General features: G+C 36.4%; 16 protein-coding genes. 1 reads left to right on the forward strand and 15 read right to left on the reverse strand.

Translation table 11 applies throughout. The features are described from left to right. Nucleotides 1-20: 20 nt before the first annotated feature. From M0Q46_01170 to mfd, 13 genes are all read right to left on the reverse strand, one after another. The gene (locus M0Q46_01170) at nucleotides 21-536 is read right to left on the reverse strand and encodes a winged helix-turn-helix transcriptional regulator (protein ID MCK9582223.1); all 516 of its coding nucleotides are present in this window, start codon (nucleotides 534-536) and stop codon (nucleotides 21-23) included. Nucleotides 537-655: 119 nt separating this feature from the next. Then, on the reverse strand, nucleotides 656-1,903 hold the full coding sequence (locus M0Q46_01175; protein ID MCK9582224.1) for a glycosyltransferase family 4 protein: 1,248 nt from the start codon (nucleotides 1,901-1,903) through the stop codon (nucleotides 656-658). 146 nt (nucleotides 1,904-2,049) lie between these two features. Continuing rightward, on the reverse strand, nucleotides 2,050-3,360 hold the full coding sequence (locus M0Q46_01180) for an aminotransferase class I/II-fold pyridoxal phosphate-dependent enzyme (GenBank protein ID MCK9582225.1): 1,311 nt from the start codon (nucleotides 3,358-3,360) through the stop codon (nucleotides 2,050-2,052). An 18-nt stretch (nucleotides 3,361-3,378) separates the two neighbouring features. Further along, nucleotides 3,379-4,356, reverse strand: a complete 978-nt coding sequence (locus M0Q46_01185) for an NAD(P)-dependent oxidoreductase (GenBank protein MCK9582226.1) — start codon at nucleotides 4,354-4,356, stop codon at nucleotides 3,379-3,381. Between the two features lie 5 nt (nucleotides 4,357-4,361). Continuing rightward, the gene (gene hypE, locus M0Q46_01190) at nucleotides 4,362-5,393 is read right to left on the reverse strand and encodes a hydrogenase expression/formation protein HypE (GenBank protein MCK9582227.1); all 1,032 of its coding nucleotides are present in this window, start codon (nucleotides 5,391-5,393) and stop codon (nucleotides 4,362-4,364) included. Next, nucleotides 5,368-6,396, reverse strand: a complete 1,029-nt coding sequence (gene hypD / locus M0Q46_01195; GenBank protein ID MCK9582228.1) for a hydrogenase formation protein HypD — start codon at nucleotides 6,394-6,396, stop codon at nucleotides 5,368-5,370. Before hypD ends, hypE begins: the two co-directional genes overlap by 26 nt. Further along, nucleotides 6,386-6,940 carry a TIGR00730 family Rossman fold protein gene (locus M0Q46_01200; protein MCK9582229.1) on the reverse strand — a complete coding sequence of 185 codons (555 nt, stop codon included), beginning with the start codon at nucleotides 6,938-6,940 and terminating at the stop codon, nucleotides 6,386-6,388. The genes hypD and M0Q46_01200 overlap by 11 nt, the downstream gene beginning before the upstream one ends. A gap of 1 nt (nucleotide 6,941) precedes the next feature. Then, nucleotides 6,942-7,469, reverse strand: a complete 528-nt coding sequence (locus M0Q46_01205; protein MCK9582230.1) for a GNAT family N-acetyltransferase — start codon at nucleotides 7,467-7,469, stop codon at nucleotides 6,942-6,944. Beyond that, nucleotides 7,456-7,680, reverse strand: a complete 225-nt coding sequence (locus M0Q46_01210) for a HypC/HybG/HupF family hydrogenase formation chaperone (GenBank protein ID MCK9582231.1) — start codon at nucleotides 7,678-7,680, stop codon at nucleotides 7,456-7,458. Before M0Q46_01210 ends, M0Q46_01205 begins: the two co-directional genes overlap by 14 nt. 71 nt (nucleotides 7,681-7,751) lie before the next feature. After that, nucleotides 7,752-10,034, reverse strand: a complete 2,283-nt coding sequence (gene hypF / locus M0Q46_01215) for a carbamoyltransferase HypF (GenBank protein ID MCK9582232.1) — start codon at nucleotides 10,032-10,034, stop codon at nucleotides 7,752-7,754. 239 nt (nucleotides 10,035-10,273) lie between these two features. Further along, a complete protein-coding gene (locus M0Q46_01220; GenBank protein ID MCK9582233.1) occupies nucleotides 10,274-11,305 on the reverse strand; it encodes a peptidylprolyl isomerase in 1,032 nt (343 codons plus the stop codon). A 108-nt stretch (nucleotides 11,306-11,413) separates the two neighbouring features. Continuing rightward, nucleotides 11,414-12,319 (reverse strand): peptidylprolyl isomerase, encoded by a 906-nt coding sequence (locus M0Q46_01225; protein ID MCK9582234.1) that lies wholly within the window; start codon nucleotides 12,317-12,319, stop codon nucleotides 11,414-11,416. A gap of 61 nt (nucleotides 12,320-12,380) precedes the next feature. Further along, the gene (gene mfd, locus M0Q46_01230) at nucleotides 12,381-15,446 is read right to left on the reverse strand and encodes a transcription-repair coupling factor (GenBank protein MCK9582235.1); all 3,066 of its coding nucleotides are present in this window, start codon (nucleotides 15,444-15,446) and stop codon (nucleotides 12,381-12,383) included. A 100-nt stretch (nucleotides 15,447-15,546) separates the two neighbouring features. On the opposite strand from mfd, the gene amrA reads away from it, so the two are divergent. Next, nucleotides 15,547-16,101, forward strand: a complete 555-nt coding sequence (amrA, locus tag M0Q46_01235; GenBank protein MCK9582236.1) for an AmmeMemoRadiSam system protein A — start codon at nucleotides 15,547-15,549, stop codon at nucleotides 16,099-16,101. A gap of 275 nt (nucleotides 16,102-16,376) precedes the next feature. Here amrA and M0Q46_01240 read toward each other — a convergent pair whose 3' ends face one another. Both M0Q46_01240 and M0Q46_01245 read right to left on the reverse strand, forming a co-directional pair. Further along, on the reverse strand, nucleotides 16,377-17,615 hold the full coding sequence (locus tag M0Q46_01240; protein ID MCK9582237.1) for an electron transfer flavoprotein subunit alpha: 1,239 nt from the start codon (nucleotides 17,613-17,615) through the stop codon (nucleotides 16,377-16,379). Beyond that, a complete protein-coding gene (locus tag M0Q46_01245) occupies nucleotides 17,616-18,395 on the reverse strand; it encodes an electron transfer flavoprotein subunit beta/FixA family protein (protein ID MCK9582238.1) in 780 nt (259 codons plus the stop codon). Between the last annotated feature and the right edge of the window lie 5 nt (nucleotides 18,396-18,400).

Here is an 18,400-nt window from a genome sequence, read left to right on the forward strand (position 1 = left end):
TTTATTAAAACATTTTTGCTTTAATCTTTAAGCAACAGTTGAGTATCTGAAAGGTATTTTAAAAGATCAATATTTTCACCCATGTCCGTTACCAAAATTACCACTTCAGTGTCAGTTGAAGTTTGTTTCCTGTCTATTGCTATATCTTTTGTTTTAAGGTTTTTTATGGCAATTTCAGCAATATCCGCAAGCTCGTCTGAACCGATAATTGAAAAAGACCTGCACCCAAGCTTATAGTGTTTAATAACAAGTTCTTGGATCTGTTCCCTTATCTTTTTTAATAAACCCACTGTTCTTTTGGCAAATGCGTAAGAACGCGTTGCTTGTTCAGAAAACCCTTCTGGAGTTAAAAGGTATTGAATTTTTTTGCGATTTAAAAGCTTTGCTTTAATATATCCCTTTATTGTAAGGCGTTTTATTATAAGATTTGTCAAACCCAAAGATATACCAGTTTTGATTGCAATAGAACGCTGATCTGGACTTTGATTGCTTGATATTTCTTTTATTACAGCAAATTCTTTATCGTTTATTGACATATTTCCCCAAAATTTAAACATGCGACAAATCGTTTGTTCAACTGTTGAACATTGTATATTTTGGATTTAGGTTTGTCAAGTTATGCTGTGTTGAATACTTAAACTAACAATTTTATGCGTTAATTGGAGATTTTATTAAGCATTTTATTATAAACGGCTAAATACTTGTTTGTTGCAATTTTATAATCAAAATGTTTGTAAAAACGATTTTTGCCTGCAACGCCAAAAGAAGTAACTTTCTCATGGTTTGATGCAAGCTCTTGCATGGCTAAGGATAGAGCTACACTATTTGCAGGTTCAACAATTAATCCAGTTTCATTGTTTATTATTTGTTCCTTAACCCCTCCAACATCTGTAGCAATTACCGCTTTGCCAATAGACATTGCCTCTAATATTACAAAAGGAAAGTCCTCATTGCAGATTGATGAGAGCACAAAAACATCTAAAACATTAATAAAATTGAATATATTTTCCTCGCCTTTGGTGAAAATTACATCATCACATAAACCAAGTGAATCGGAAAGATTTTTTAGCTCTGCCTCAAGAGGTCCTGTCCCCTCAATAAGCAAAAGTGGAGCTTTTCTATTACCCATGCGCTCAACTAGCATTTTTTGAGCATTTAAAAGGTGCTTGTGACCTTTTCTTTCAATTAAAAGGGCCACAATGCCAAAAATGGGCCTGTTGTTGGTATTTATGCCTTTTTGCTTAAGATAATCAAACCGGCTAACATCAGGTTTTTTTGTTTGTATTCCATTATGAATACTCATTAACTTTTTTTTGGGCAATTTAAGCATATCTGACAATGCATCAAGTGCATTTTGCGAACCAGTAATAAAAAGATTTGTATTAATTGCTATAAGTTTATCTATCAAATAATCAAATTTTCTGCTGGCAAATTTATAACCAAACGCAATGTTGTTTACAACCATTAAAGTTTTACTTATACCGGCAAATTTTGCTGCCAAGATAGCTGCAAGGCAGGAATATGCAGCAGGGTAGCCTCCATTATTTACATGAAGTATCTCTATTTTTCTGTTTGATAAATTATGCCAAATAACTAAAAGATTACGAATAAAAAAAACATATTTTAATATAACTTTAATCGGAAAGAATAAGGGCTTTAATTTGGAATGATTTATTTTTTCATTTATAGTTTCAAAGTCCCAAATGTTAAGTGGTATGTATGTAACATCTTTGAAAAATGCTTTTTTCATTAGCCCATCATTATATTCAGTTGAATGCCTGTAAAAAAATAAAATATTAAATGATGATTTTATATCTTGACTAGCAAAAAAGTATGAAAGCATATTCTCACAACCTGCAAAAAATGGGCAATCGGAGTAATATGCAATTGTTTTTTTAGTCATAATTTAAATTAAACAACAATGAAGAGAGTTTTTTGATTTTTGTAAAAAAGAGTACTTCGCAAACTTGATAAACAATACATCCAGTTTGAAATGTTTTTTATTTTGAACAATGGTCATATTATAAAAAAGTGGTGTATGTGAAAGTGTTATTTATTTGAGTTCCAAAGATTTTTAAACCAGCTTTTAAGTGATGAGTTCATTTTCATACTGGTGAAAGAAAACTTCCATTTTTTTTCTTGTACTGTTGGTTTTATTTTTCTTGTGCCGCCTGGAATTATGCCTAATTGTTTGCCAACTTTTTCAAATTTATCAAGCACAAAATCAAGTTGTTCGTCGGTGTGAGATGCCATATAGCTTGTTCTTATGATGGCTTGGCCTTCTGGTACAGCCGGGCTTACAACAGGAGATGCAAAAACCCCTTCGTCGTAAAGCATACGCCACATTTTAAATGCTTTCATATCTTCCCCAACTGTTAGTGGTATAATCGGCGACTGGGATGTTCTTGTATTAAATCCAATTGCCTCAAAACCCTCTTTCATTTTCTTTGTGTTATGCCAAAGTTTTGCGATTAGTTCTTTGTCTTTTTCAATTATATCTAAAGAAGCATCTATTGCGGCAACGCAAGCTGGAGGCAAACTTGCGGTAAATATTAAAGAACGCGAGAGGTGCTTTATGTAGTGTACAACTTCCTCGCGGCTTGCAATAAAACCGCCAATAGATGCCAATGACTTTGAAGCGGTTGCCATAACAATATCTACTTCATGTTGTAAACCAAAATGTTCACCGGTTCCCCTGCCTGTTTCGCCAAGAACGCCAAGTGAATGTGCTTCATCAACCATTATTCTTGCCTCATATCTGCGGGCAAGCTTAACTATTTCTGGCAAATTTGCAATATCGCCTTCCATACTAAATACACCGTCAACTACTATTAGCTTTGGGGTGTGTTCATACTTTTGCAATTGCCTTTCTAAGTCGGCCATATCATTGTGGCGGAAACGCACCATTTCACCCAAAGCAAGGTGGCAACCGTCTATAATTGACGCATGATCAAGTTTATCTGTGATGACTATTTCATTTTTACCTACTAATGAGGTTATTGCCCCAAGGTTTGCATGGTGCCCGGTTGTAAAAAGTACGGCAGCTTCCTTACCGACAAATTTCGCAAATTTCTTTTCTACTTTTTCGTGAAGATCTATTGTTCCATTTAAAAACCTTGAGCCGGTACACGATGTTCCATATTTGCGCACAGCTTCAACACTTGCCTCTTTTACCTTCGGGTGACTGGCAAGTCCGAGGTAATTATTTGAACAAATAACTATTTTTTTCTCGCCTTCTACAATTATTTCGGGCCCTTGCCCGGATTCTGTTTTTTTAAAATAAGGGTAAACACCCGCGGCAATAATTTCATGTACTGTTGTGAATTTAAAACATTTTGCGAATAAATCGGAGTTTTGCATTTTCAAGCCCCCATAAGTTTATAGCCATTTATTATTTTGGTACCAAGAATAAGTAATTTTAGCACCAATTTCCAATTTTGTAAAGGTAAAAGACAGCTCTTCTTCAGTGTACTTGGTGTTAAACAACCAATTTTTTTGTTGCATTTCAATTATTTTTTGAAAGTTTAATACGGCAGGTTTTTTTGTTATAAGTGAAATTATTTCAGAAACTACTCCCGCAATCCAAAATATTATGCTTGGCAATGGCAGAGGTATTGTTTTTTTATTTATTGCTTTTGCGATGGTTTTTGCCGTTTGTCCCCATGTGTATTTTGCAGGTTCTGCGAGGCAAAATGTTTTGTAGTTTGTTTTATCGCTTGAAAGACAAATCTCTGAAACTTTACAGATGTCTTGCACGAATGTAAGTTGAATGGTTTTTTTAGTAAGAGTAAATGGTTTTAGCCCTTTGTTTACAAGGTTGAAAAAAATAAATAGGTCTTTATCCCTTGGCCCATAAACTGAAGCAGGCCTAAGTATTGTGTAAGGTATTTTATTATTTAGCGCAATAAGTTCCTTTTCACCTGCAAGTTTGCTTTTTCCATAGTCCGAAACAGGGTTTTCTTGCTCGGATAGTTCCTTGAAATTGCCATTTGTAGACGGGCCCATAGCTGCCTGTGATGATATATAAATAATTTTTTTACAGGTTTTGTTTTTTGGTGAAAGGAGGGCATTTACCAGATTTCCTGTGCCGACTTTATTAACCTTATAGTAGGTTTCTTTTTTTAATGCCCTGACTAAACCGCCCGCATGAATTAACGCGTCAATACCATCAAGCGAATTTATTAGTGTTTCGGGTTGGTTTAAATCGCCATAGCGGCATTCTAGTTTTTTGCCGGCCAACCATTTGCAATTGCTGCTCTTGCGCACAAGGCAAACCACACTATGGCCTTGCTCAAGCAGATAATCTGCAAGGTTGCTTCCTACAAAACCATTTGAACCGGTTATTAATATTTTCATTTTTTTCAGCAAATCCTTGGGAGTTGTTCACCCTCAAGCATTACAATAGGGCGCAACCCACCGTTAAGTGTTTTAAGCCACACACCTTTTGGTGAATTAACAACGGTCCCGATTATTTTTGTGTTGCGTCCATATTTGTGTGAAGCCATTGCCTTTTCAATTTTGCTCGTTGCACTTTCCTGTGCAATTACAATTACCTTGCCTTCGTTTGCTAAATAGAGAGGGTCCAAACCAAGCATTTGACAGACACTTTTGGTTTGTTTTGAAATGGGTATATGTTTTTCCTCTATAATTATGCCTACATTAGACATATTGGCAATTTCGTTTAGTGTTGTTGCAAGCCCGCCCCGGGTTGGATCGCGCATAACACTTATTTCACCTGCAAAAGGCAGTGTTTTTGCTATAAGGCCATTTAGAGGGGCGACGTCACTTTTTACATTTGTTAGAAAACCATACTCATTTCTGGCACCAATTACAGCAACTTCATGATCTCCAATATTACCATTTAGCAACACACACTCGCCAGGTTTTGCATTTGAACCGCTAAACTTTGCATTGACATTTAAAACACCTACGCCTGAGGTTGTAATAAATAGTTTATCGCCCTTACCCCTTTCTACAACTTTAGTATCCCCACCAACTATTAGCACATTTGCCTCTTTTGCAGTTAAAGCTATTGACTTTGCTACACGCTCAAGTACATCAAAGCCAAGCCCCTCTTCTATTATTGCGGCAACAGTTATGGCAACGGGTGTTGCCCCCATTACAGAGAGGTCATTTACTGTACCGCAAATGCACAAACGACCAATGTCGCCGCCAGGAAAGAACAATGGATTAACGACAAATGCATCAGTTGTAAAAACTATATTTTTGTTGTAAGTGCCCAATACAGCCGCATCGTCAAGACGGCTTAGAATTTTATTTTTAAAGTACTTAGCAAAAACATTTTTTACTAGTTCATGCGTTAGCCGCCCACCAGAGCCGTGAGCAAGTGTAATTTTGTTAGCTTGTTTATTTGCGTTTGGTGTTTTTGCCATACTTGTACTCTGCGGCACAAGCACCTTCTGATGAGACCATGCATGGTCCAATTGCAGAAGCTGGTGTGCATATTTTTGCAAAAAGTGGGCATTGAGGCGGTGTTTTTTGGCCAAGCATTACAGCCCCACAAAGGCAATTTTTAGGTTCACTTTTGCTTTTTATTTTAATGCTAAATTTTCTTTCCGCATCATAGGCGGCATAGGCATCTTTTATAGCATAACCGCTTTTAGCAATTATACCAATTGCCCGCCAATCTGAATCAACAATTTTGAAAACTTTTGACAAAATGATTTGTGCTTTTTTATTGCCTTGTACGCTTACAATATCACTGCATTGCGTTACAATCCTTGGTTTATTGTTTCTTACCATTGATGTTAATAGTTTTATTGCTTTTGTGATTTCTTTATATGAAAAACCAGCAACAACACCAGGTAGATTGTATTTACTTGCAAGGAATTTATATATATTTGAACCAATAATTGTTGAAACATGGCCGGGTAGTAAAAAGGCGTTAATTTTGCATATTTTGTTTTCAGCGATAAATTTAAGCGCAGGTGGTATAACCTTAAATAGACACAATACAGAAAAGTTGCTAATTTTTAAGAGTTTCGCTTGTATTATTGTTGCGGCAATTAATGGTGATGTTGTTTCAAAACCAACCCCAATAAAAACCACTTCTTTATGCGGATTTTCTTTTGCTATATCAAGCGCATCTATCGGGGAATAAACAATTTTAATTGTTGCGCCGTTAGTGCGTTCTTTATTTAGGGATGAGTATGAGCCGGGCACTTTAAGCATGTCGCCAAAGGTGGTTATAATTACATTCTCTTTTTTTGCAAGCGCAATAGCTTTGTCAATTGCACTAATCGGGGTTACACAAACAGGGCACCCTGGCCCTGAAATAAGCTTTACATTAGCAGGCAGCAAAGAACGAATTCCAAAGCGGGCAATTGCCATAGTGTGAGTGCCGCAAACTTCCATAATTGTAACTTTATTTTGCATGCTTAATTATCTCATCTAATAGAGTAGCTGGGGTGCTTTTAGTAAATATCAAAGCACTATGCTCCTTGTTGTAAAAACCTTCATTTGTGATGTGTTTGAAAAAATTAATTAGAGAGTTAAAGTAACCAGCAGTATTTAACAACCCAAAAGTTTTTTTATGCAATCCCAAAGATGACCATGCTACTACCTCAATAAATTCTTCTAAAGTTCCTATTCCCCCAGGCATTGCGATAAAAGCATCAGAAAGCTTTGACATTAAAGCTTTTCTTTGGTGCATACCATTAACAATATGAAGTTTTGTAATGCCGGTATGCACAATTCCGCGATTTGCCAGGTGTTTAGGTATTACACCAATTACTTTGCCGCCTTTATTTATTACAGCATCGGCAATGATACCCATTAAACCAACCTTTCCACCACCATAAACGAGAGTAAGCCCTTTTTGAGCAATTAAAGTGCCCAATCGCTTAGCCGCTACGATATGTTTTTTATTATTGCCAGTGTTTGAACCACAGAAAACACAGATACTGCTTATTTTTTTCATTTTATAGCCGCTTTTTTAATATTGAGTAAAGCTTCATGTTATGGAAAATGCCTTTTGAGTAAAGAGCGCTCCGTAGAGTTCCCTCATATTGCATACCAAGTTTCACCATCACTCTTTCAGATGCGCTATTTTCCTGCATGCATTTTGCCGTAATTCTGACAAGAGTGAGTTTATTAAAAGCAAAACTGAAAAGTTCATTTAATGTTTCAACCATTAGCCCCTTTCCTCTAAAATCATTAGACAAAGCATAATTAGTTTCGGCGCTTTTATTATGCGTGTTTATATCAAAAAATCCAGCTGTGCCGATAAGTTTTTTGTCGTACTCTATAGCCCAGATGCATTCATTATCATGCGAGTTATTTAACATTAAATTAATAAAATCGATACTCTGTTCAATAGAAGTATGCGGGTTCCATAGGGTGTACTTGCTAACGATTGGATTTGATGCATAAGCAAACATATCCTTGGCATCGGATATGTTTAATGAACGAAGAATTAGATTTTTTGTTTTGAGGTTAGTTGGTTTCATTATCTATCATTTCTTTTAATATACTTTCAGTTGTTTGGGCTTCTTCTTGTGATATTTTTGAGATTGCAAAACCGGCATGTATTAAAACATAATCGTTAACTTTAGCAGAGGGCAATAGATCTAAGCGAATTTTGCGCTTTGCGCCGCCAAAATTTGCATCCGCACTGAGCCCTGTTATATTTAAAATTTTTGCTGGTATAGCCAAACACATATATTATCTCCCCGCCCAAGGCGGGTCAGCCTCGGGCTGACGGGATGACAGACAATTCTTATCTGTTTTTGTTATTTAAAATTCCCTGCAAGCCAAGCTTGGCCTAACGATATGCCGCCATCATTTGTTGGCACAAATTCATTTGTGTAGTAATTTGCACCCAAAGGTTCAAGTTTAGTTTTAAGTAATTCTAAAAGAACTTTGTTCTGAAACACTCCGCCACTAAAAATAACGGTTTTTGTTTCAAGTTCAATACTAAGCTTTTTAAACACATCAACAACAATTTGCGCAATCATTAAATGGAACTTTGCACTAATTATGCTTGTTGGAGTTTTATTAAAAAAATCTTTGATAATTTCTCTTATTGATTGATCAATGTTAATTAAAATTTTATCGTCATTTTTCTTGAATATAAAATTATAACCTTTTTGTGGCTTTATGTCTAACGCAATGGCCTCAAGTGCCATTGCTGAGTGCGCCTCATAGGAGGATGTTAATTGAAGACCAGTTATTGCCGCTACAGCATCAAATATTCTGCCAACGCTAGATGATTTTTGACATTGTCCTTTTTCAATCATTTCAAGGATGGTTTTGTATGGGAAAGCCTTTAAGTGTTTTGGAATATCTTTGACACCAGCTTTATGCAAAAGTGAAAGACCAACTTTCCATATATTTTTTGATGCGTCATCACCACTTGGAAGGTCAAAATAATCAAAATGTGCCTTGCGTAAAAACTTTTTACCGTCAAAATAAAAGCATTCCCCACCCCAAATTGCACCGTCTTGCCCATATCCAGTACCGTCAAATGCAAAGCCAATTAATGGTTTTTTTAGTCTGTTTTCTGCCATAACAGAAGCAATGTGTGCATGGTGATGCTGTATTGATACTTTTGTAACTTTGGGGTTTCTCATTGTAATTTCATCTGCCAAGTGTGTTGTTATGTAGTTTGGGTGAAGGTCACAAGCTACAATAGACGGTGAAACAGTAAGAAATTTTGAAAACTTATTGATAGCTTCTTTTTGGAAATTTATTGCCTCTAAGTTATTCATGTCACCAAGGTATTGTGAGACGTATGCTTTATTACCTCTTGTTATGCAAATGGAATTTTTTAACTCCGCGCCAAGCGCTAAAATACTGCCGTATGATTGCTTATTAAATATTTTAATAGGTTCTGGCGTGTAACCCCGACTTTTTCTTACAAAAGCTTTTTTATTTGACAGTGGGTTATGAAATACTATTGAATCATCTAATCGGTTATGTATTGGCCTATTGTTTGTTAAAAAGAAATCTGCGATATTGTTGATTTCTTTATAAGCGCTATCGTCAATGCAAATTGGTTCATCGCTTTTGTTGCCAGATGTCATAACCAAAGCATTTAATTTGTTATCAGTAAATAGCAAATGGTGCAATGGCGCATTTGGCAACATAATCCCAAGTGAGTGATTGTTATTGGCAAGGTGTTTTGTGGTAAGTTTTGTGGATTTCCTTTTTTTGCATAATACAATTGGTGCTTGATGTGAGTTAAGTAAGTTTTTTTCAAGGGGCGTTATTAAACAGTATTTTTTTGCAATTTCAATGTTTTTTACCATTAGAGCAAGAGGTTTTTGCTCGCGATTTTTGTGTTTCCTTAATAAAGCCACAGTTTTTTTGTTGAATGCATTACAAGCAAGGTGATAACCACCAATACTTTTTATAGCTAATATTTTGCCATTTAATAATTCATCTATTGAGCGCTTAATGGCATTTGTTTGTTTTGCAATAACTTTTGCCTTATTTGTTGTTAGCAGAAGAGATGGCCCGCATAGCTCGCAGGCATTTGGCTGTGCGTGGAACCTACGGTTTGACTGGTTTGTGTACTCTGCAGAGCATTCTTTACATAATTGAAACTTAGACATTGTTGTGTTTTTTCTATCATATGGTACCGCTTTTATTATGCTGAACCTTGGTCCACAATCGACACAGCTTATAAAAGGATAATTGTAGCGACGGTCACTTGGCGTTGACATTTCCGTTATACAGTTTTTACAAACTGCTATATCTGGCGGAATGTCTACACTTGATTTATTATCAGATGTACTTTTTAAAATTGTTAAGAGATCAAACTTGCGGTATCTAATATATTTAAGTGCCACTTTTTCAAGTTTGGCTAAGGTTGGTAGGCGAGTTGGTAAAAGCTTTAAAAAAGCGTCAATGCGTGCCTTTTTGCCTGTTAATATGCATAAAACAGAGGATGATGTGTTGCTAATTTGCCCTAAAAGTTTTTGAGTTTTTGCAATACGGTAAAGAGTAGGCCTAAAACCAATGCCCTGCACAGTACCAAATAGTTTTAATTGAATAGTTTGTGTTTGTGACATAATAATAAATAAAGCGGCGACATCTGATAATATCAAACGCCGCCGCTAAACCCGGATTTTGCAATAGGATTTGGAATTCGTCAAAAGATATGGGGCACTTTTTTCCGCAAAAGCCTTGCTAATGGAATTACCATTACCTGCAACTTTTGCGTCAAAACTGCCTCCATCTCTTTCGCTTCGGTTCTCAAACCTATTGCAAAGTCCAGGTTGAAAGTCGTTTTTAGGTAAAATTAATTTATTTAATTTTTCTTGATGCTTGCTTTTGAGCGTAGGTTTTCAAGCCAAGTTTCGTATTTTTTTTCAGCATTTGAACGATAAATATAATCTAAAAGATCATTTTTCGTTTCTTCAAATGACATTTTTTTGCTTGCTTTTTTTTCATCAACTTTGATTATGTGATAGCCAAAGCTTGTAAGTATTGGTTCTGAGACAGTACCGACATTTTGAGAAAATGCTGCTTTTTCAAACTCAGGAACCATATCGCCCTTAGCAAAATAACCAAGGTCTCCGCCACGCTGCTTTGAGCCCGTGTCATCGGAGTATTTTTCGGCTAATACAGAAAAATCAGCATCTTTAAGCAATGCTTCTTTTCTTATTTTTTTTGCTTTATTTAAAGCGTCAGTTTTCATTGATGTGGATGCGTTTTTGTCAACCTTTATTAAAATATGGCGAGCTCTTACCTGCTCAGACGAGAGGCGAGCGAAAACATTTACTAACGCATCATAATTTGCATCGCCAGATGGCGCTTTGTTTGCTTCTGCAAGATTTAATTGAACTTTATCATATAGAGCTTTTGCTTCCAGATCGCTTGGTTTTGGTATATTTGCTTTTACTTCATTTTCAATTAACTTCATAACCATTAGTTGTTCTTCAATGCGTTTTTCAAACTGAGTATTTGTTAGACCATTGTTTTTTAGCTCTGACTGATACTCTGCTTCAGTTGCAAAGCGTTTCTTTACTGTATCTAAACCGTTTGCTATATCTCTTTTGGTTACTTTTATTTTTGCCTTTGTAGCTTGTTGTTTTAGAAGTTTTTCGTCGATCATTTGATCCAATAATTTACTTTTAAACTCTTCAATTTTTGCTGGTGATTGCTCGGCAGGTGGCGCACTTTTTGCGTACTGTTCTATCATTGGTTGTGCGTTTTTCTCAAACTCACTTTGCATAATAGCTTCGCCATTTACTACGGCTATTGCTTTATCGACAACTTTTGCGCTACAAATGCTAACAGATGCAAGAAATAAAACAAATAAAAACACAACATTTTTCATTATAATCTCCTATATCGCCCGCCCCTTGGGCGAGGTCTCGCCCACTCATACGAGTGAGGCGGACATCCCACCTTTAGCGGGACTTAGTATTTTTCACTTCTTAATATTTTACTCTGCGCTTTGAGTGTTAGCTTTATTTTCTGAAAATGACGCGTTGTCTACTGCAACTTTCGCAAGAGAGTCATAGTCAATTTTTATGCCAAGCTTTTTCTTTGTTGCATCTAACCAAAGATCAAACTTGTTTTTCTCTAAGGAACGCTTAATAAGTTCTTTTGCTTGTTGATAAGGAATGGAAGATGCAACTTTTTGCGATGATTTCATTATTATATGAAACCCGAATTGCGTTTGAACTATTTCTGCAATTTGCCCCACTTTAAGAGGAAATAATGCTTTTTCAAATTCCGGCAAGAGGTCTCCGCGTTTAAAAGGTCCAATTTGTCCGCCTTTATTTGCAGAAACAGGATCTATAGACATTTCAGAGGCAACCTTAGCAAAGCTTTCACCTGATTTAATGCGCCGCATTGCTTTTTCTGCTAACTCTTTTGATGGCAGAAGTATGTGTTTTGCCATTACTTCAAGTGGCTTTTCAAATTCTGCCTTGTTTGTAATGTAATAGTCATTTATATCTTTTTCAGTTACTTGCAATACACCTTTTTGTAGTTCTTTTACAAAAAGTTCAATGCGCATATTATCCCTAAACTCTTTTGCTTTTTTTGCACTTTCTTTGTTGAATTCATCCATGGAAGTTTTAAATTCCTTAGTTGCCTCCACACCAGCTTTTTTTGATGCCTCTACAATAATTTTTTCGCGAATTAGAAGGTCTAAAAACTGTTTTTTGCCAGCATCTGATGTGAAAAAATTCCTGTAAAATGGTGATGTTTCGTTTAGGCGTTCTTTAACCATTTCCATGGAAATCTTTTCCGAACCAACTTCCGCCACAATCACTTCTTTCTTAAAACAACCAGAAAATACTACACCAAAAATAAGAGTTGAGAAAATAATTGCTTTTTTCATTGTTTCTCCGTTTAATCCCGCATTTTGTAACAGGATCTGGAATTTGACCGAAGCATAGTTCTCACCGGTCAAATTTAACCCTAGGCATGGTAGCATATTTGTTTATATTTGACAAGAAAACACTAAGCTGACTAATTAACATTTTCTGTGGCTCAGCGCTGTTGGTTTTTTTAAACCTTAAAAGTTGCGCCTTGTTTCGTGCAAATTCAAGTATATGATAATAATGTTTAATTAATGTTTTAAGCTTTTCTGCCGGAAATTGCACTTCAGGTTTAAAATAAATATTTAGATAGTTTTCATCTTCCGCTATCGCACTGATCCCAGATGTTTGCGCTAATAATCTTAGTTTTGTTATTTCAAAAAGGTTTTCAAGCTCAATTGGTAAATTTCCAAAGCGATCTTTAAGCTCAATAGCAATAGCAGTAAAATCATCAATTTTAGTAGCTGAAGCAAGCTTTCTGTAAAAAATTATACGAATATCTTCTTGTTCAATATATTGCGGTGGTATATATGCGGCTATTTTGAGGTCTATTTCTGTTCTTTCATCTATTTTTTGAAAGCTTGGTTTTATTTTACCGCTAGCCTCTTCTAAGAGGCGAGAAAATAGTTCAAAACCAACTTCTTTTGCAAAACCATGTTGTTGGGCTCCAAGAATACTTCCAGCTCCCCTAATTTCAAGGTCGCGTAAAGCAAGGCGAAAGCCAGAACCGAGCTCAGTAAACTCCTTAAGGGCAGTTAAACGCTTTTGCGCATCTTCACTTAATTTGCCAGGTGAATGGAATAAATAGCAATAGGCCTTTTGTTTTTCCCGTCCAATTCTCCCACGCAACTGGTATAGTTGAGCTAAACCAAAGTTTTCAGCATCTTCAATTATCATTGTATTTACACTCGGTATATCTAAACCAGATTCAATGATTGTTGTGGCTATTAGAATATCTGTTTTCCTATGCAGAAAGTCCCACATTGTTTTTTCTATTTGTGTTGGATTAAGCTGCCCGTGGATAACAGCGGTTTTTGCGTAAGGAACTATTGATTTAATCTGATTGGCCTTGGAAATCATTGAGTGAATTTGGTTATGCAGGTAATAAACCTGCCCCCCTCTTGAAAGTTCAGCCTCGATTATTTTTTTTACAATTTCTGTATCAAAGTGGCCTATATGGGTTTCTATTGGCAAACGCCCAAAAGGAGGAGTTTCAATTACAGATAAATTTTTTAAGTTTGATAGTGACATTGAGATTGTTCTTGGAATTGGTGTCGCGGATAACAGCAATATGTCGGCATTTTTTTTCATTTGCTTTATTTTTTCTTTTTGCTTTACGCCAAAACGATGTTCTTCGTCAATTATAAGCAATCCGAGATCTTTAAAAACTATATCCTTTTGCAGTAGGCGATGAGTTCCAACAACAATATCCACACTTCCATTAGATATCGCCTGAAGGGTTATTTTTTGATCTTTTTTGCTTTGAAAGCGGCTTAAGATTGCAACTCTTAGAGGAAAAGAGGCAAGACGGTTTGTTATTGTGTTGTAGTGTTGTTCCGCAAGAACTGTTGTTGGCACAAGTATGGCAACCTGTTTTGAATTTGTGGCGACTTTAAAGGCCGCTCGTATTGCCACTTCTGTTTTGCCAAAACCAACATCACCGCAAATGAGACGTTCCATTGGATAGGGTTTTTCTAAATCTTCAAAAACTTCAGAAATTGCTTTATTCTGGTCAGGTGTTTCTTCATAAGCAAAAGAGTCGGCAAGCTCGCTTTCCCAAATTGTTTGCGCCGGGTAAGGTTGGCGCATTTCCGAGCGTCTTTGAGCGTAAAGCTTTAAAAGCTCATCGGCAATCTCTTTCGCCGATTCTTTTGCCTTAAGCTTTGCGCGTTCCCATGCAACTGTATCAAGCGAGTGTAGCTTTGGCCTAAAACCTTCTAAACCAATATATTTTTGTACCGAGTTAAAATCTTCTAAGGGTACATATAGTTTATCTTTGTGACGATATTCTATGGCAAGATACTCCTTAATCTGCTCAGCACGCTCAATTTTTTTTAAACCAAGATATCTACCTATGCCGTATTTTTCGTGAACAACAAAGTCACCCTGCACAATTTCCCATAACCCCTCAAGGCGCCTTCCGCTTTTAAACTTTGGAAAGTTTGTTGGGTTGCGCCTGTAAAGTACTTCTTTAGATGTTATTACGGCTATTTTTTGTGAGTTTGAATAAAAGCTCTCTTCTAAAGCAGAAAGGTGGAATTTAATTTTATTTTTTGGAAGCTTATGAGTAAACACAATTTCTTCAATGCGTTCAAGTTCTCCGTTGTTTGAACAAAAAATGTGAGTATTAAAACCTTTTGCCAAGAAGTCGGAAAGCTCTTTTGAAAAGCCATCAATATTACCTGCCCAACGAGCAAACTTAAAAAAATTCGCATCTATTGTCTTTTGTGTGGACTGGTTTAAAATAATATTTTCAAAACCACTGAAACTGCTGTTGTAAAAATCGGATTTAGTAAATAGCATTATAAGGGAATCAGTTAAAAGCCTCTGCAGTGTTGTTTGCGACTCTTCAACTGCAGGGAGAATTGCTAAGTTATTTAAAAAACCTTCGGAAAGTTGTGTGACAGGGTCAAAGTTTCTTAACGACTCTATTGAGTCGTAATAAAAAACAATTCGTACAGGTGCGCCTAAGCCAGCTGGCCAAATATCAAAAACTTCGCCTCTTTTAGAAAATTGTCCTTCTTGTTCAACGAATGAAGTTCGCTCATAACCAAGGGTGGTTGCCAAATTTGCAAGGTTGTTGTATTGAAAGTGCTGAGCGTTTGATAAATTTAAAGTAGTTTTTTTAAGAGTGTTAATATCAAATGTTTTTTGCGTAAGTGCTTGCGGTGATGTTACAATGTAGTTATACTTAATAGTTAATAATTTGGACAATGCAAGAACTCGTTGTAAGTGTGATTTTGATGGGAATGTTAAAACATTTATGCTTGAATTAAAGAAAACTTCGGATATGGCAGAAGCATCCGATGCATATTCTGTTATTTCCTCTTCATCGACTACAATCAAAATGTTTTGTTTTTTTGAGTAGTTCTTTAATAAGTAGTATGGAATGGCACTTTTAGGTAAATTGTTTATAGTTGTGTTCATTTTGATAGTTTCATTTTATAATTTTTGACAATTTGCTGCAATTTAATATAAATTTAATTAACCGAAAGGCAAGAATCGTTAAGTTAAAAGAGGTAAATTTATGGAAGAATTTATGATATCACAGGAAAGCAAAGATTTTTTGCTTAAAGTTGCAAGAGAGAGCATAGAATCATTTTTAAAAGGTGGTTTAAAGAAAAACATGAAAACAAATGATGTGCAGTTAAATACCAATGCAGCGGTTTTTGTTACGCTTATGAAAAACAACAACTTGCGAGGATGCATTGGCACAACGGCGGCATATAAACCGTTATATAAAGCTGTTGCGCAAATGGCTGTAGCTGCTGCAATTGAGGACACTCGTTTCAATGAAGTTGGTTTAGAAGAGTTAAATGACATTAAAATTGAAATTTCTGTGCTTTCACCACTTGCCAGAGTAAAAAGTGCAGAAAAGATAAGGCGAAATATAGATGGTGTTATGGTAAAAAAAGAAAATAGAAGTGGCCTATTTTTACCTCAGGTATGGAAAGAGTTACCAAATAAGGAAGATTTTTTAAGTGAGCTTTGCTCCCAAAAAGCAGGGCTTGAAAGCGACGCATGGAAAGACGAAAGCACGGAACTATATACTTTTAGCGTGGTGTCATTTGAGGATAAGTAAAATTTAAAACTGTAAACACTTCATTCTATCTGTTATTTTGGATTACATACGTCCAATTTGGGCAGCATATTTCGTAGATTAGTCATTTTTAGATTTGAAAATGTCTTTGATGTCATTGCGGTGAAAACCGCAATCCAGCTCTTCATTGATTCTGTTTCCTGGATACCGGCTTGCGCCGGTATGACGGCTAATTCTGTTAACTATGATTTTAGATGAAAATTTAGTTTTTTACGATAGTTAAACAAACAGGTGTGATAAAATTTAGACAATTAAACTTAGTTTAGCCCGCGCAGTTTTTTAACTTCTTTTATTATCTGCGGTATAATCTCGTAAAGGTCACCTTCAATTGCGTAATTGGCAACCTTCATTATAGGGGCACTTGCATCTTTGTTGATGGCAATTATTGTGTCGGATGAGGACATACCAACAAGATGTTGAATTTGACCCGAAATTCCGCATGCGATATAAATTTTAGGGCCCACTGTTCTTCCAGTCTGTCCAACTTGATGAGAGTAAGGTATCCATTCAGCATCTACCGCCGCTCTTGATGCGCCAACTGCTCCGCCAAGACATTCCGCAAGCTCCTCAATAAGTTTAAAGCCTTCGGGTTTCCCAAGGCCTCTTCCACCGGAACATATAACATCCGCATCGGATATGTTTATTTTTGCGGAGAGATCTTTTATGTAATTTACGAACTTTGTTCTGTTGATTATTTTTGAAGCATCAATTGTTTCTTTAATTATTTCGCCGCGTCTGTTTGAATCCGGTGTTAGAGGTTTAAAAACTTTGTGACGAACAGTTGCCATTTGCGGGCGAAACCTTGGACAAAGAATTGTTGCCATAATGTTGCCACCAAATGCTGGCCGCGTTTGCTGCAAGTTGCGTGTTTGCGGGTCAATGTCTAAAGCGGTACAGTCGGCGGTTAAACCTGTATAAATATCTGCCGCAACACGCGAAGCAAAAGACCTGCCTATATTTGTTGCACCCATCAACACTATTTCTGGTTTTTTTTGCTCTATAAAATGAGCAAGAACATCACTGTATGGGTCGTCTTGAAATTCAAAGAGAATTGGGTCGTCAAAAACAAAAACTTTATCGGCACCATAAGCAATAAGTTCCGGTGCTTTGTTTTCAATTTTATAACCTATTAAAATTGCACTTAAGGGCACCTGTAATTTGTCGGCTAACTCCCTGCCTTTTGAAAGAAGCTCAAAAACCACCGAAGATACTTCCCCATGGCGTTGTTCCGCGTAGACCCATACACCTTTGTAGTGCGAAATGTCTTTATCAAGATGTATTGACGCTTCTTTTATAAGGTGAACCGCATTAAATTTTTTACATGCCTGTACACATGCTCCGCAGAATGTGCACTTATTTAAATCAATAATCGCAAGTTTGAATTTGTTAGGGTGTTCTAGGCGTTCTGCCATAGATATCGCGCCAAATAGGCAATCTTTAAAACACAGACCACAGCCTATACATTTTTCAGGTATAATATTAATTTGGTTTGGCATTTAAATCAATCCTTTTAATTTACCAATCAATTTTTGGGCAATTTCTTCTGGCGAACCCTCAAGTTTTTCCCCGCCACCTCTTGCGACTGGTGTAAAAACCTTCATAACTTGAGTTGGTGAACCAGTGAGCCCTATTTTAGATGTATCCGCTCCAATATCCTGAGCTGTCCACTTTGTAATTATGGCTTTTTTTGATGCCATCATACCTTTTAATGAGGGTAAGCGTGGCTTGTTTATTTCTTTTACAACTGATATTAAAGAAGGAAGTGGCATTTCAATAATGTCGTATCCATCCTCCATCATTCGTTCAACACGAATTGTGTTTGTTGTTATTTCTTCAATTTTTCTAACATAGGCAACATGAGGTATATCTAACATTTCAGCTACACCAGGTCCAACTTGAGCTGTGTCGCCATCGGTTGCCTGCTTGCCTGTTAAAATAAGAGAATAATCTCCAATTTTTTTTATGGCCGTGGCAAGTGTGTAAGCAGTTGCCCAAGTGTCCGCGCCAGCAAATGCCCTGTCGGATACAAGAATTGCATTATCAATTCCGCGCGCAAGAGCTTCCCTTAATATATTTTCCGCTTGAGGTGGCCCCATGGTAATTACAGTTGTTTTGCCGCCTGTGCGTTCTTTAAGGCGCACAGCTTCTTCTATAGCGTACTCATCAAAAGGATTAATTATCGACTCAACACCCTCTCTTTTTAATGTATTGGTTGTTGGGTCTAATTGAACATTAGTTGTGTTTGGAACTTGCTTAATGCAAACAATAAAATGCATTTTGT

The sequence above is a fragment of the Endomicrobiales bacterium genome (assembly GCA_023228045.1).
In the GTDB taxonomy this organism is placed as follows: Bacteria; Elusimicrobiota; Endomicrobiia; order Endomicrobiales; family JALOBY01; genus JALOBY01.